Source organism: Stenotrophomonas sp. SMYL41 (assembly GCF_036319965.1).
GTDB lineage: Bacteria > Pseudomonadota > Gammaproteobacteria > Xanthomonadales > Xanthomonadaceae > Stenotrophomonas > Stenotrophomonas maltophilia_R.
Genome location: NZ_JAWIRX010000001.1, coordinates 1 through 13630, shown reverse-complemented (window position 1 = coordinate 13630; position 13630 = coordinate 1). Strand labels below are relative to the sequence as shown.

Below are 13630 nucleotides of genomic sequence, written 5' to 3'. Positions count from 1 at the left end.
GGGTAGTGCCGGCCGCTGGAAGGTGGGCTGCACGCAGCTCGAACATCCAGTGAACATGATCCGGCATGACAACCCACGCGAGTGACTGCACCAGCCCCCGGCGTTCGATGTAATTGAACGGGTCGATTACACATGCCACTGCAGCTTCGCTTTCAAAGAGCCGGCGGCGCAGACATGTGGTCGTAGACCTGACCGGCAATGGAACGCCGGACCAGGCGGAGGCGATGGCCAACGACCAACGGCCGGCACTACCAGCACCATGGGTTGCCTCCCGGCATTGGCAGACCTCAGCCGCGCAGGGTAGCGCCGCCGTCCACGTACAGGTCGCTCATCGCCACGTGCCCGGCCTGCTCGGAGAGCAGGAACATCACCGAGTGCGCGACATCCTCCGGGGTGGCCAGCTTGCGCAGCGGGATGCCGGCCTTGTAGGTCTCCGGGCTGCCGGCGATCACCCGCTCTGCCCCATGCTCGTCCTGCCACATGCCGGTCTGCATCGGGGTCAGCGTTGAACCCGGGGCGACGATGTTGCAGCGAATGCCCAGCGGCGCCAGTTCCAGCCCGAGGCAGCGGGTGAACATCGTGGCGGCGGCCTTGGACGCGGCATAGGCCGCCATGCCGTGCCGTGGCACGCCGGCCGCATTCGAACTGACGGTGACGATCGCGCCGTGCCGTCGTGGTGACATGACCCGCGCCACCGCACGCCCGACATGGAACACGCCATCGGCGTTGACCGCGAACACCTGGCGCCAATCGGCATCGGTGGTGCCGGCCACCTCGCCCACGTGCAGCACCCCGGCCACGCTGGCGGCGAGGCCGATCGGCCCGATGCTGGCTTCTACACGATCCACCAGCGCGTCCACCGCCACGCTGTCGGTCACATCGAGCGCAAACGCCTGCACACGTGCATCTGCTACCACGGGCGCCTCGCGATCGGTCGCCACCACCGTGCAGCCAGCCTCGGCCAGCAAGCGAACCAGCGCCTCGCCGATACCGCCGGCAGCGCCGGTCACCAGTGCCACGCGACCCTCAAAGCCGGTCAACTGCATGTTGCGATCTCCTGTTGCTCATCCCAGTGGCGCAGGCGCGCCGACAACCACGGCGCCAGTTGAGCCACCGCATCGCGGCCGGTCAGCTCGGCGTGCAGGAACGGTAGTTCCAGTGCCTGCACCCTGAGTGCGTGTGCGCGCCACAACGCCGATTGCAGCTGCGGCCGCGCCTGATGGTCGCGACCCGCGCGCACATGCACCAACGTGCCGTCGAACGGCCGATGATGATGCTCCCGGATCAAGCGATTGGTACCGGTCACTGCACGCACCACCCCATCCAGCACGACATCGGGCAGGCTGCCGAGCGCACTGCCGCCACGGCGCAGGAAGGCGAGGATGCGCTCACGGCTGTCCAGCTCCGGATGTGCGTCGGGGTCATGCCCGGCAATCGCCAGAAGGGCGCGCAGTGCTGCGATAGGATCGGGTTCCGGCTTGGCGCGCCACACTTCGCTGGGGTAGGCATCCAGCAGCACCAGTTCACCGACCTCACGACCGATCTCATGCAGGCGCACCGCCATCGCCTGGGCGAGGATGCCGCCCACCGACCAGCCCAGCAGGTGCACCGGTCCCTTCGGCTGCAATGCGACCACGCGCTGCACGTAGTCGTTGGCCATGGCTTCGATGCTGGGCGGCAACGGCTGCTTCGGATCCAGCGCGGGCGACTGCAGGCCGTATACCGCGCGCGTCGGCTGCAGGGCCCGCGCCAGACTGCGATAGTTCCAGGCAATGCCGCCAGCCGGGTGCAGGACGAACAAGGGCGCCAGCTCGGCCGCATCGGTCGCGGCCAACGAGATCACCGGCCCCAACGCGTGATCGGCCAGCGCCGGTGGTTCGGCGATGTGCGTCGCCAGTGCGGCCACGGTCGGCTGTGCGAACAAGGCGCCCAGGCCCAGATCGCAGCGCCAGCGCTGTTCGATGGCCAGCAGCAGGTGCACTGCCGACAGCGAGTCGCCGCCGAGGTTGAAGAAGTCCGCATCCACCGCCACCGGTGATTCGCGGCCCAGCGCCTGTGCGAACAGCACGGCCAGTTCCTGTTCGAGCGGCGTGCGCGGCGCCAGCCCAGCAATCTCGTTCTGCGGCGGCTTCGGCAAGGCGTTGCGGTCGAGCTTGCCGTTGGCGGTCACCGGCCAATGATCCACGGCAACGAACGCCGCCGGCACCATGTAGTCCGGCACGCGTGTGGCCAGATGGCTGCGCAGCACGCTGGCGTCTGCCAGCGCGGACGGCACATAGGCGACCAGCCGGGCATCACCGGGTGCGTCCTGGCGCAGCAGCACTTCCACCCGCTCCATGCCCGGCAGCTCACGCAGCGCCGCCTCGATCTCCCCCAGTTCGATGCGCAGGCCACGCAGCTTTACCTGGTGATCGCTGCGGCCCAGGTATTCGACTGCGCCATCGCTGCGCCAACGCGCTACGTCGCCAGTGCGGTAGATGCGCTCACCCGGCAGGAAGGGATCGGCCAGGAAGCGTTCGGCGGTCAGGTCATCGCGACCCAGGTAGCCACGCGCCAACTGCACGCCCCCAAGGTAGAGGTCGCCAGCCACGCCCACCGGCAGCGGCTGCATCCGCGCGTCCAGTACGTACAGGCGGGTATTCCAGACCGGGAAACCGATCGGTACCGGCCGTGCGCGATCCTGCGCCGAGGCCGGCCAGTAGCTCACGTCTACTGCTGCTTCGGTCGGGCCATACAGGTTGTGCAGCTCGGCGTGCACGCGCCCGTGGAAACGATCGCGCAGCGATGCGTCCAGCGCCTCTCCACTGGTGAACACGCGCCGCAGCTGCAGGCCTTCGGAGGCCGGTGCAGAGAGGAAGGCATCCAGCATCGACGGCACGAAGTGCGCCGTGGTGATGCGATGGGCCTGGATCAGTCGCGCCAGCTCGGTGGGATCCCGATGTGCATCCGGCCCGGCGATCACCAGCGTGGCCCCGCACAGCAGCGGCAGGAAGAATTCCCAGACCGAGACATCGAAGGTCGCCGGTGTCTTCTGCAACACCCGGTCGTCGGCACGGATGCCGTAGTGCTCACGCATCCACAGCAGGCGGTTGACGATGGCGCGGTGCTCGATGACCACGCCCTTTGGCTCCCCGGTGGAACCGGAGGTATAGATCACATAGGCTGCATCGCTGGGCGCCGGATCGGCCCATGGTGCCGCGAAACTCAGCGCGGTCCACTGCTTGGGTGCGAGCACCAGTACGCCGGCCATGCGCTTCGACACGTCCGCCGCTGCCAGCACGCAGGCCGGTCGTGCCGAGGCAAGGATGCGGGCCAGGCGTTCGTCAGGATGGGCCAGATCCAGCGGCAGGTAGGCGGCGCCGGCACGCAGCACCGCCACCAGCGCGATCACCAGTTCCAGCGAGCGCGGCAGCGCCACCGCCACCACACTGCCCGGGCCGACGCCCATCGCGCGCAACTGCGCGGCAAGTGCGAAGCTGCGCGCTTCCAGCGTTGCGTGATCCAACGCGGCGTCGCCGAACACCAGCGCGGGTGCCTGTGGATCGCGGTCCATGCCCTGTTGCAGCAGCTCGACCAGCGTGGTCTGCGGCAGTGCATGCGCGGTGGCATTGAAACCGTGCACCACCTGCTGCGCTTCTTCAACGGTGGCCAGCGGCACCGCCGCGATGTCTTCAGCCTCAAGCGCCGCCGACACGAAATGCAGCAGCCGCGCCGCGTGCGCCTGCACATCCTGGCGGCTGTAGAGCGCGGGATTGGCTTCAATCTCCAGGTCCAGCAGGCGCTGGCCGTCACCACGGAAGCCCAGCGTCAGATCGTCAACCGGCCCGGTGCACAGCACCTCCAGCGTGGCCTGCACCCCCGGCAAGGCCAGCGGCGTGTAGAACGGCTGCACGTTCACCAGCGGCCCATGCAGCCGTTGCTGCGCGCCCACCAGGCCCAGGTCACGGCGCAATTGCTCACCACGATAGCGGCCGTGCTTGCGGCCCTGGCTGAGTTGCCGGCCCAATGCCCGGGTAAACGCCTCGACACTGCCCTCGCCGGCCGCCACCCGCAGCGGCAGCACGTTCATCACCATTGCCGGAACGCGCGCCGATGCGTTGCCGAGCCGGCCCATATAGGGCACGCCCAGCACCACTTCATCGGTGGCGCTCATTCGTCGCAGATACTCGGCAGACAGTGCGGCCAGTACATCCGGCCACGGTTGCAACCAACGCACCGAGGCCTGCAGCAGCTGTTCACGGAACCCGGCATCCAGCGGCTGTACCCAGCGCAGCGCATCGTCGCTGGCCGCCATGGTGCCCGCCAGGCCCACGCCTGCCGGCGCCCCCTGCAACTGTTCGCGCCACCAGTGCCCGGCCTGCGCACGGCGCGGATCGGCACGGTACGCGGCATCATCGGCGAGCACTCCTGCCAAGGCCGGCAGTGCCTCACCACCACGCCCTGCGTACAACGCGCAGACGCGATCGGTGAACAGTGCCATGCCATAGCCATCGGCCGCCAGGTGATGCACGCGCAGATACCAGACCCAGCGCTGCCCGCCCAGATCGAACAACACCTGCTGGCTGATACGGTCGCGGGTCGGATCGACCGCGCTGAGCCGGTCGGCCTGCATCAGGGCGCGCGCCGCCGACGCCGGGTCGGCCTCGCTGGATAGATCACGTAGCGACAGCAGCGGCACGTGCGCCGGATCACGCCACTGCAGCGGCTGACCGTCGGCTCCCTCGGCAAAGCGCAGTGCGAAGGCCTGGGCTTCGCTCGCCGCCTGGTCTGCCGCGGCGGCGAACGCGGCCACATCCAGCGGGCCGTCGATCCACACCGCATGCGCGGTATTGAACGATGGATTGCCCGGTGCCAGCCGCTGCGCGAACCACAGTCCGGCCTGGGCCTCGGTCAATGCCACCGGCGTGGCCAGCGCGGCGGCGTTCATGCGTTCTGCGCGGCCTGCAGCTTCTGCACCACACCCCACCACTGGCGCAGCGTGGTGTGCTCGGCCAGCTGCGAGAACTCCAGCGGCAGACCGGTGTTGCCCCAGGCCAGGACCAGGCCGAGCATGCGCATCGAATCCAGATCCAGGTCGATCAGGTTGTCGTCGTCACCGATCTCGGCCGGCGTGCACTCCAGCACCCGCGCCACGTCGGCACGCATCCGCTCCAGATCCAGCACCTCAGCCGTGGCCGCCATCACAGCACCTCCAGCAGCTGATCCGTGGTCATCGGCACGCCACAGGTGCGTGCGATCCAGTGCAGCGCCTGATCGTGGTCGGCGCGGGAGAAATCCGCCACCGCGTCAGCTGCGATGAACGCCTCGATGTCACGCTGGAAGGCTTCGACCACGGTGGCAGTGCAGCCGATATGCGCGTAAACGCCGGTCACCAGCAGCTGGTCGCGGCCACGCACCCGCATCAGTGTTTCCAGGTTGCTGCGCTGGAACGCGCTGTAGCGGTGCTTCACCAGCACATGCTCGCCAGGTTGCGGTGCCAGCGCCTCGATGATCGGCTCATGATCGGCACTGCGGCGCATGCCCGGCCCCCACAGGTCGGCCTGCAGGCCACGGTCGCGGCGATCCTGGTCGCCCTGCTGGGCGGTGTAGAACACCGGAATGGCGTGTGCGCGGCAATGCGCCAGCAGGCGCGCGATGTTGTCCACCGCGGGCCGCAGCGGCGCGTTCCCGGCGTCGAATGCGGCCAGGAAGTAGCGCTGCATGTCATGCACCAGCAGTGCGACACGATCGCGCTGCGGGCGCCACGGGCCGCGCGCCTGCGGCAGTTCGGCAGCGGTCGGCAAGGGATAGTGGGTGATGCGGGGCAGCGCCATCAGCGCGTTCCTCCTGTCTGTTGCAGATGACGCGCACGCAGCTGCGCGCGCAGTTCGCGGCGGCTGATCTTGCCGACCGCGGTGGTATCGAAACTTTCGACGAACACGACCTGGTCCGGCACCTTGAAGGCGGCCAGGCCGCGCGTGCGCATCCAGGCCTTCAGTGCAGGTGCCTTGATCGGCTCACCCTGCTGGATCACGAACGCGCAGCTGCGCTCACCGAGATACTCGTCGGGAATGGAGACCACGGCGGCGTCGAACACGCCCGGGTGCGCCAGCAGATGGTCTTCGATCTCCTCGGCGGAAATCTTCTCGCCCGCCCGGTTGATATGGTCACCGGCGCGGCCCTGCACCACCAGGTAGCCACCGGGCAGCTGCTGCACACGGTCGCCGGTGCGGTAGAAGCCGTCGTCGGTGAACGAACGCGCATTGGCCACTGCATCGTTGTGGTAGCCACGGATGGTGTACGGGCCGCGGGTCAGCAGATGGCCTACTTCACCTTCGCGCACCGGCTGATCGTGGTCATCGACCACGCGCACCTCGTCATCCGGGCTGATCGGCCGGCCCTGGCAGGCCACGATCAGTTCCTCCGGATCGTCCAGGCGAGTGTAGTTGACCAGCCCCTCGGCCATGCCGAACACCTGCTGCAAAGTGCAGCCCAGGCCGTCGATCACGCGCCGTGCCGCTTCCGGCACCAGTTTGGCACCGCCCACCTGCAGCACCTGCAGGCTGGACAGATCGTGTGGGGTGGTCGCCGCCGCCTGTGCCCACAACAGCGCCAAGGGCGGCACCAGGCCACAGCAGGTCACCTTCTCACGGGCGATCAGCGGGAAGGCCGCATCCGGTCCGGGGCCGGGGCTTAGCACTACGCGGGCGCCGGCATACAGCGCACCGAAGAAGCCGGGCGAACTCATCGGGAAGTTGTGCGCGGCCGGCAGCGCGACCAGGTACACGCTGTCGCGGTCGATGCCGCAGAGGTCATTGCTGGCACGGAACGAATAGATGTAGTCGTCGTGGGTGCGTGGGATCAGCTTGGACAGCCCGGTGCTGCCACCGGAGATCTGCAGGAACGCCACCGACTGCGGATCCGGATCGGCCGGCAGCTCGCTGCGGTCGCCCTGCAGCGACTCCAGCGCGATGAATTCCGCGGCACCGCCATCGATCACCACATGGCGAACCGACAGCACCTCCGCCTGCAGCGCCCGCGCCAGCCCGCGATGATCGAAGCCATCGTGCAGGTCGGTAGTGATGTAGGCACTGGCCTCGGCCTTGTTGGCGAAGTGCACCAGCTCGGTGATGCGGTGCGCAGGCAGCGCATACACCGGCACCAGCCCGGCACGGAACAGCCCGCATACCGTGGTGATGAACCCGGCGGTGTTGCCCAGCTGCACCAGCACCCGGTCGCCTGGCTGCAGGCCGAGCGCCAGCAGGCCGGAGCCGATGCGACCGGCTTCGTGCCACAGCTGCGCATAGCTCAGGCGTACATCGCCGGCGACCACTGCGATGTCATCGGCGTAGCATTCCGCGCGTTGGCGCAGGAATGCCGGGAAGGTTTCGCCACGCCAATGACCGGCCTCGCGATAGCGCGCCACCAGCTCATCAGGCCATACCTGCTGCAGTGGCAGGCGGGAAGTATCAGCGGAGGTATTCATACGGCAGGCTCGATGGCGGGCGCGGCGTCATGGACGCCCAGTGCGTTCAACAGGGCAGCGAACTTCGCTGCGGTTTCGGCGACCTCGGCCTCGGGCGCTGAGTCGGCGACGATGCCGGCGCCGGCGTACAGGCGCAGCTGCGTGCCCTGCAGCCGTGCGCAGCGGATCGCCACGTACCAGTCGCCATCACCCTGTGCATCCAGCCAGCCGACCGCGCCAGCGTAGAAACCACGCGGCACCGGCTCCAGCTCACGGATGCGCTGCAGTGCCGCCAAGCGCGGTGTCCCGCAGACCGCCGGTGTGGGATGCAGTTGCGCCAGCAGCTCGGCCGCCGTTGTCTGCGGATCCTTCAGGGTCGCGTGGATGCGGGTACCCAGGTGCCACATGCTGGCAGTCGCATGCAGCGCCGGCCGCGGCTGTGCATCGATGTGGCTGCAGTACGGCGCCAGGCCTTCGACGATGGCTTCGACCACGTGGCGATGCTCGTCATGGTCCTTGCGCGAGGCCAGCAGCGCCTGCGCGGCACGCTCGTCTTCGACGGCATCGGCGCTGCGGCGCGCGGACCCGGCCAGCGGGTGCGACAGCAGCTGCACGCCACGCTTGCGCAGCAGCAGCTCCGGCGTTGCCCCGACCAGCCAGGCCGGCGCCTGCCCCAGTTCGACCGGCAACGGCACCGCATAGGTGGCCACCGAGGGATCCGCACCCAACCGTGCCAGCAGCACCTCCGGCGAAAGCGCCTGCCGGGTGCGGGCCAGCAGGCTGCGTGCCAGCACCACCTTGTGCAGGTCCTGTTCGGGCGCGCGCAGCGCGCTCACGGCTGCGGCAACCGCGCCGGCATAGTCCTGCGCTGCGGGCTCGGCCTGCAGCGCCCCCTCCAGCGGCGGCGCCGCCTGTGGCTGCAGCGGCAGCGCCGGCAGCAGCCGCTCGGGCTGGTACAGCGCGTCGTCGGCACGCGGCTCGAACGGCACCGCGCCCACCAGCAGGCCCGGGCCGCCACGCTGCTGGGCGAAGAACTCCGCAACCCGCTCGGCCAGGGTTGCCAGTGCGCCACCGGGCAGCGTCGCCCGGCAACCACGTGCGTGCACATGCTGGCCAGCATGCTGCAGCAGGAACAGCGACGCATCGTCGGTGTTCTCCAGCGCGGCCGGCGCAGCCTCCGGCCACGCCGCCTGCATCAGGGAATCGTTCATGGGGTCTCCTTCATGCGATGCACTGCGGCCAGCGCGCACAGCAACAGCAGCAGCGTGCCGACCAGCAGGTATGGCAGGCTGGGCCCGCCGCGATACAACAGCGTGCCGAGCATCGGCCCGGCCACCATGCCCAGGCCCTGCGCGGCAGCAACGGTGCCCGCAGCCGCACCCTGCTCGTGCGCTTCCACCGCGTCCGCGGCCAGCGCCTGGAACGAGGGGAATACGAAGCCCATGCCGAACGCGGCCAGCGCGTACGCCGCCGGCAACTGCCAGCCCTGCTGCACGCCCGCTACCGAAGCAAAGCCGATTCCGGAAACGAGGGCGCCGAGCACGATCCAGCGGCGTGGATGCACGTCCAGTTTCATCACCAGCGCCTGCGCCAGGATCAGTCCGACGCCAACCGCGGTAAGTGCGATGCCGGCCATGCGTGCACCCGCAGCTGCATCCAGGCCAAGGCGATCAATCGCGAAAAAACCCACCGTCACCTGTGCGATGGTCACCGAGATCATGGCAATGAATGCAGCCAACTGTGGCAGGCGCAAGCGTGGGTCGAGACGGCGCATCGGCGCGCGCCGCTGCGTTCCGCCGCCGGCCACTGGTGGCGTGGCCGGCAGCCGCCAGGCCAGCAATGCCAGCGCCAGCAGCGGCAGCACGGCGGCCACATACAGCGCCAATGACAGGTTCGTATAGGCCAGCCAACCCGCGGCAGCCGGCCCCAGCACCATGCCCAATGCGTTGGCACTGCCCAGGCGGGCGAGGAATCTGGCGCGTTGGCCGGCCGGTGCCTTGTCGGCGATCAGCGCAGCAGCGGTAGGCGGCACCGCCGCGTAGAACAGGCCAATCAGGCCACGCGCACCGACCAGCACCAGCACCGAGACCAGTACCGGCGGCACCGCCTGCAGGGCGACGTCGATGAACACCGCCAGCGCGATGTAGACCACGGTGTACGCGCTCATCGCCAGCATCAGCACACGCTTGCGGCCGATGCGGTCGCTGAGCTGGCCCCACGGGCGCGCGGCCAGCATCCACAGCACGCCCGCAGCGGTCACCGACAGTCCGGCGTGCCACTCGGATAGACCGAGCATGCGGACCACCGGGCCGATCACAGCGACGAAGGACATCATCGCCATGGTGCCGATCAGGGCAGCCAACACCAGCGCCGGCAAGCCGGGAACGACGGGACGTGCGTGCATGGAACACCAGCCGTAACAGGAAAGGATGGCCGGGCGCACCTGCGCCCCGCCCGGCACCGGCCCTGCTCAGGACTGGATGCCACCCTTAAATGATAACGGCTCGTATTTGCATTTGATACCCATTCTCTTGAATGGGCGTGCAACAGTGGGTTCAGCGCATTGCACGCGGGCCCAGCAGACCACGGCGCTTGAACCACCACTCCAGCGGCAGCGTCACCAGCGGCGGGATGGCCGCCAGCAGGGCCAGCGCGCTCGCCCACCACGGCCAGCGCAGCCGCACCGCCGCGAACAGGGTGACCGCCACGTAGACCAGGAAGGCCACGCCGTGCAGCGGGCCGAACAGCTTCACCAACGCCACGTTGGCCATTGGGCCGTACTTCATCCACATGCCGATGAGCAGACCGGCCCAGGTCACGGCCTCGATGAAAGCGACCGCCGCGAACAGGCGTCCGGTCGGGTGCATGGGGGAACGTTGGGTCACGCGGGGCTCCGGCGTCGGGATATCAAATGCGAATGATACGCAGATGCGAACGTTCCGGACACCGGCGGGTAGCGCCGGGCCACCAAGGTGGACACCTACCGGAGCATATGCGGCAGCACCTGCTCGCCGATCTCACGCAGCACTTCATCCATCGGACGCCCGTTGTCGACCAGATTGAACATCACGTGCGCCACGCCCTGCGCATGCACGCGCAGCAGATAGTCACGCAGACCGTCGCGGCCGACCTTCAGGCCCAGCGGCAGCGGCTCCGCCGGCGCCTGCGGATCCGCCTGCAGGTCCAGCAGCATCGACTGCACGAACGGCTTGCCTGGCCCATTGCGCTGCCCCAGCGCCTGCTGCCACAGGCCGATGCGCCCTTCCTGTGCGGCCTCCTCGCGGTGATACGTGGCCCAGCCCTCGGCTTCGCGCGCGATCCACTGCAGGCTCTGCCGCGCGGTACCCACCACCAGCATCGGGATGCGCGTGGCCGGCGCCGGCAGCACATCAAAGCCACCGGTCGCCTGCAGCACTGTCGCCCGTTCCCCGGCATCGGGTGACAGTGCGGCGCGCAGCAGCGACCAGCGCTCGCGGAACGTGGCCGCCCTCCCCTCCAGATCCTCGCCGAACGCAGCGAACTCCTCCGGGCGGTCACCCGAACCCAGGCCCAGTACGAAGCGCCCGTCACTGATCCGGTCCAGGCTCAAGGCCGACTTCGCCACCTGCAGCGGTTGCCGCAGCGGCAGCACAATGGCCGCGCTGCCGACCACGATGCGCTCGGTCGCGGCGGCCAGCATGCCCAGCCACAGGAACGGGTCATCCAGTGCGCTCGCTGTCGCATCCGGGCCCTGCGGTACCATCAACGGCACGTCGCGCGTCCACAACGCGGCAAAGCCCAGGTCATCGGCCAGCCGTGCAATGCGCCGCGCCTCGCGCGGATCGGCCAGCCCATGCGCCGCAACGGGCGTCATCAGGCCCAGGCTCAGTCCTTGTTGCGGAAACAACGAAGCGTAGGCGGGATTGAATTCACTCATGCCGCCAGCTTAGCGTGCAGGTACCTGGCGACGATGACACGCCACACACCACAGGAAGAACGCTGCATGCCGAAGATCCGTCCCGCTCATGCCGATGACCTGCCTGCGATCAGTACGCTGTGCCTGGCCGCGTTCAACGAGGCAGTGGCGCCGACGCTCGGCGCTGCCGGCATTGCCACGTTCGGCAGTGTCGCTGCAGCGGATGCGTTCGCTGTGCGCCTGCAGGGTGACAACCACATCCTGGTGGCCGAGCAGGACGGCCTCATCGTCGGCGTGATCGAACTGAAGGAAGGCCGGCACCTGGCGATGCTGTTCGTCGATCCCGCCTGCCAGGGCCAGGGCATCGGCCATGCGCTGTTCGAGGCGGTGCTGCCGCAGGTGCGCGAACCGGTGCTGACCGTGCGCGCATCCCTCAATGCGGTGCCGACCTACCTGCGCTATGGCTTCGTGCTGGATGGTGATGTAGGCGAGTTCAATGGTCTGGTGTATCAGCAGATGGTGCGGGCAACGGCCTGAAGGCAACTGCCCTGCAATGCGCGCCGGCCGTCATGCCCTGCAGCACGCCCGTCATAAGCAAACTGAATCAGCGCCTGCGCCGGCCGTTCCTACAATGGCCTTTCACCCCGCCCTTCGAGATGCTGCCGATGCGCGTCGCGCTTTCCGTGTTGCTGCTGGCTTCGGCGCTGAGCGCCTGCACCCCGGCCCCGGTTTCCACCGCCAACTCCGCCGAGGCGCCCGCACCGGCCAAGGGAATCGCCTGGCGCCAGGGCGACGTCGATGATGCCTTCGCCGAGGCCGCCGACAGCGGCAAGCCGGTGCTGCTGTACTGGGGCGCCGTCTGGTGCCCACCGTGCAACCAGCTCAAGGCCGGCCTGTTCAAGGACCCGGCGTTCATCGCGCTGACCAGCAAGTTCGTGCCGGTCTACCTGGATGGCGACGAGGAAGGTGCGCAGGCCTGGGGCGAGCGCTTCGGCGTGCGCGGCTACCCGACGCTGATCGTGCTGGACCCGCAGCGCAACGAAATCACCCGCGTGGCGGGTGGCAATGATGCCGCCGAACTGACCCGGGCCCTGACCGTGGCTGCAGGCCGCCGCAGTGCTGTTGCTGCCACCCTGGCTACCGCATTGGCTACACCGGGCCGGCTGGCCGCCGAAGACTGGCAGGTGCTGGGCGACTATGGCTGGGAAGTAGACGCCAACCGCCTGGCCGGCGAGCGCCGGAGCCAGGACGTGCTGCGCCAGCTGTCCAAGGCCGCACCCGGCGCCGCCCTGCAGCGCCGTTTCGCCCTTCTTGCCCTGGCTACAGCCGAAAAGCCCGATGCCGCGCCCACCGAAGTGCGCGAACTGCTGCAGGCCGTGCTGGCGCAACCTGCGGAGGTGCGTCGCAACCGCGAGCTGCTGGGCTATGCCGGCGCCAAACTCGTGAAGCAGGCCAGCGCAGGCCCGGCCACGTCCAATACACTGGGCCAGCAGCTGCTGGTCGCACTGGAGCGCGCCGATGCCGAACGCGGCGACCGCGCCGACGATGCGTTGTCGCGTGCGTTGACCGAAGTATCGCTGGCCCGCCAGCAGCAGCCAAAGGGCGCGTTGCCGGCCGCGCTGGTGGAACGGGTGAAGCAACGCGTGGCCGCTGCCGATGCCGCCGCTACCGATGCGCATGCACGCCAGGCCACCATCGGCAGTGCGGTCTATGCCCTGCGCGAGGTCGGCGACGACACGGGGGCAGAGGCGCTGTTGCTGGCCGAGCTGAAGCGCAGCGAACAGCCGTACTACTACATGCCCGAACTGGCCGAACTGGCCGAGCAGCGCGGCGACACCGCCGGTGCGCTGGCGTGGCTGAAGCGCGCCTACGATGGCTCGCAGGGCCCGGCCACCCGCGTGCAGTGGGGCGTGCTCTACGTGGAAGGCCTGCTCAAGCTGGCGCCGGACGATGCACCGCGCATCGAGCAGGCCACCGCCTCGTTGATTACCGAGCTGGAGGCACAACCGTCGGGCTACCACCAGCGTACCCGCCAGCGTTTCGAGCGCCTGGCCGGGCAGCTGAAGGCGTGGAGCAGCAAGCACCGGGGCGCAGAGACACTGGCACGACTGCAGCAGCGGATGCAGCAGGCATGCGGTGAACAGGTGGATGGTGCGTGCAAGGACTGGTTGAGCTGAGTTGATGAAAGCGCTGGCGGCTGGTTCGCCTGCCGGCGCTTTTGTTGATCCGTGTGGGAGGGGGCGGGGGCCGCTGGCCAGGACACGCAAAAGCCCCTCCATGGTGCTCGATGG

The 13630-nt window shown here is 68.7% G+C and carries 11 protein-coding genes; 2 read left to right on the top strand and 9 right to left on the bottom strand.

The annotated features are described in order from the left end of the window. Window positions 1-287 precede the first annotated feature (287 nt). From V3B30_RS00055 to V3B30_RS00015, 9 genes are all read right to left on the bottom strand, one after another. Window positions 288-1046, bottom strand: coding sequence for a 2,3-dihydro-2,3-dihydroxybenzoate dehydrogenase (locus tag V3B30_RS00055; protein WP_262082387.1), 759 nt, complete (start codon window positions 1044-1046; stop codon window positions 288-290). Continuing rightward, window positions 1037-4927 (bottom strand): enterobactin synthase subunit F, encoded by a 3891-nt coding sequence (locus V3B30_RS00050; protein WP_262082386.1) that lies wholly within the window; start codon window positions 4925-4927, stop codon window positions 1037-1039. The genes V3B30_RS00055 and V3B30_RS00050 overlap by 10 nt, the downstream gene beginning before the upstream one ends. Continuing rightward, window positions 4924-5181, bottom strand: a complete 258-nt coding sequence (locus V3B30_RS00045; protein ID WP_100472890.1) for a phosphopantetheine-binding protein — start codon at window positions 5179-5181, stop codon at window positions 4924-4926. Before V3B30_RS00045 ends, V3B30_RS00050 begins: the two co-directional genes overlap by 4 nt. Continuing rightward, the gene (locus V3B30_RS00040) at window positions 5181-5813 is read right to left on the bottom strand and encodes an isochorismatase family protein (RefSeq protein ID WP_262082385.1); all 633 of its coding nucleotides are present in this window, start codon (window positions 5811-5813) and stop codon (window positions 5181-5183) included. The genes V3B30_RS00045 and V3B30_RS00040 overlap by 1 nt, the downstream gene beginning before the upstream one ends. Further along, the gene (locus V3B30_RS00035; protein ID WP_262082384.1) at window positions 5813-7465 is read right to left on the bottom strand and encodes an AMP-binding protein; all 1653 of its coding nucleotides are present in this window, start codon (window positions 7463-7465) and stop codon (window positions 5813-5815) included. The genes V3B30_RS00040 and V3B30_RS00035 overlap by 1 nt, the downstream gene beginning before the upstream one ends. Further along, a complete protein-coding gene (locus tag V3B30_RS00030; RefSeq protein WP_262082383.1) occupies window positions 7462-8655 on the bottom strand; it encodes an isochorismate synthase in 1194 nt (397 codons plus the stop codon). Before V3B30_RS00030 ends, V3B30_RS00035 begins: the two co-directional genes overlap by 4 nt. Continuing rightward, window positions 8652-9848 carry an MFS transporter gene (locus tag V3B30_RS00025; protein WP_262082382.1) on the bottom strand — a complete coding sequence of 399 codons (1197 nt, stop codon included), beginning with the start codon at window positions 9846-9848 and terminating at the stop codon, window positions 8652-8654. Before V3B30_RS00025 ends, V3B30_RS00030 begins: the two co-directional genes overlap by 4 nt. A gap of 151 nt (window positions 9849-9999) precedes the next feature. After that, window positions 10000-10311 carry a DUF3817 domain-containing protein gene (locus V3B30_RS00020; RefSeq protein ID WP_262082672.1) on the bottom strand — a complete coding sequence of 104 codons (312 nt, stop codon included), beginning with the start codon at window positions 10309-10311 and terminating at the stop codon, window positions 10000-10002. Window positions 10312-10424: 113 nt separating this feature from the next. Further along, window positions 10425-11360: a TIGR03571 family LLM class oxidoreductase gene (locus V3B30_RS00015; RefSeq protein WP_262082381.1), complete on the bottom strand. Its 936-nt coding sequence runs from the start codon at window positions 11358-11360 to the stop codon at window positions 10425-10427. 66 nt (window positions 11361-11426) lie between these two features. On the opposite strand from V3B30_RS00015, the gene V3B30_RS00010 reads away from it, so the two are divergent. Both V3B30_RS00010 and V3B30_RS00005 read left to right on the top strand, forming a co-directional pair. Further along, a complete protein-coding gene (locus V3B30_RS00010) occupies window positions 11427-11876 on the top strand; it encodes a GNAT family N-acetyltransferase (RefSeq protein WP_100472908.1) in 450 nt (149 codons plus the stop codon). A 119-nt stretch (window positions 11877-11995) separates the two neighbouring features. Next, on the top strand, window positions 11996-13516 hold the full coding sequence (locus tag V3B30_RS00005) for a thioredoxin family protein (RefSeq protein WP_262082380.1): 1521 nt from the start codon (window positions 11996-11998) through the stop codon (window positions 13514-13516). The last annotated feature ends 114 nt before the right edge of the window (window positions 13517-13630 follow it).

Bases quoted from the DNA above. Each gene is read 5' to 3' on its own strand.
- V3B30_RS00055 (WP_262082387.1), bottom strand. From the start codon at position 1,046: ATGCAGTTGACCGGCTTTGAGGGTCGCGTGGCACTGGTGACCGGCGCT.
- V3B30_RS00050 (WP_262082386.1), bottom strand. From the start codon at position 4,927: ATGAACGCCGCCGCGCTGGCCACGCCGGTGGCATTGACCGAGGCCCAG.
- V3B30_RS00045 (WP_100472890.1), bottom strand. From the start codon at position 5,181: ATGGCGGCCACGGCTGAGGTGCTGGATCTGGAGCGGATGCGTGCCGAC.
- V3B30_RS00040 (WP_262082385.1), bottom strand. From the start codon at position 5,813: ATGGCGCTGCCCCGCATCACCCACTATCCCTTGCCGACCGCTGCCGAA.
- V3B30_RS00035 (WP_262082384.1), bottom strand. From the start codon at position 7,465: ATGAATACCTCCGCTGATACTTCCCGCCTGCCACTGCAGCAGGTATGG.
- V3B30_RS00030 (WP_262082383.1), bottom strand. From the start codon at position 8,655: ATGAACGATTCCCTGATGCAGGCGGCGTGGCCGGAGGCTGCGCCGGCC.
- V3B30_RS00025 (WP_262082382.1), bottom strand. From the start codon at position 9,848: ATGCACGCACGTCCCGTCGTTCCCGGCTTGCCGGCGCTGGTGTTGGCT.
- V3B30_RS00020 (WP_262082672.1), bottom strand. From the start codon at position 10,311: ATGCACCCGACCGGACGCCTGTTCGCGGCGGTCGCTTTCATCGAGGCC.
- V3B30_RS00015 (WP_262082381.1), bottom strand. From the start codon at position 11,360: ATGAGTGAATTCAATCCCGCCTACGCTTCGTTGTTTCCGCAACAAGGA.
- V3B30_RS00010 (WP_100472908.1), top strand. From the start codon at position 11,427: ATGCCGAAGATCCGTCCCGCTCATGCCGATGACCTGCCTGCGATCAGT.
- V3B30_RS00005 (WP_262082380.1), top strand. From the start codon at position 11,996: ATGCTGCCGATGCGCGTCGCGCTTTCCGTGTTGCTGCTGGCTTCGGCG.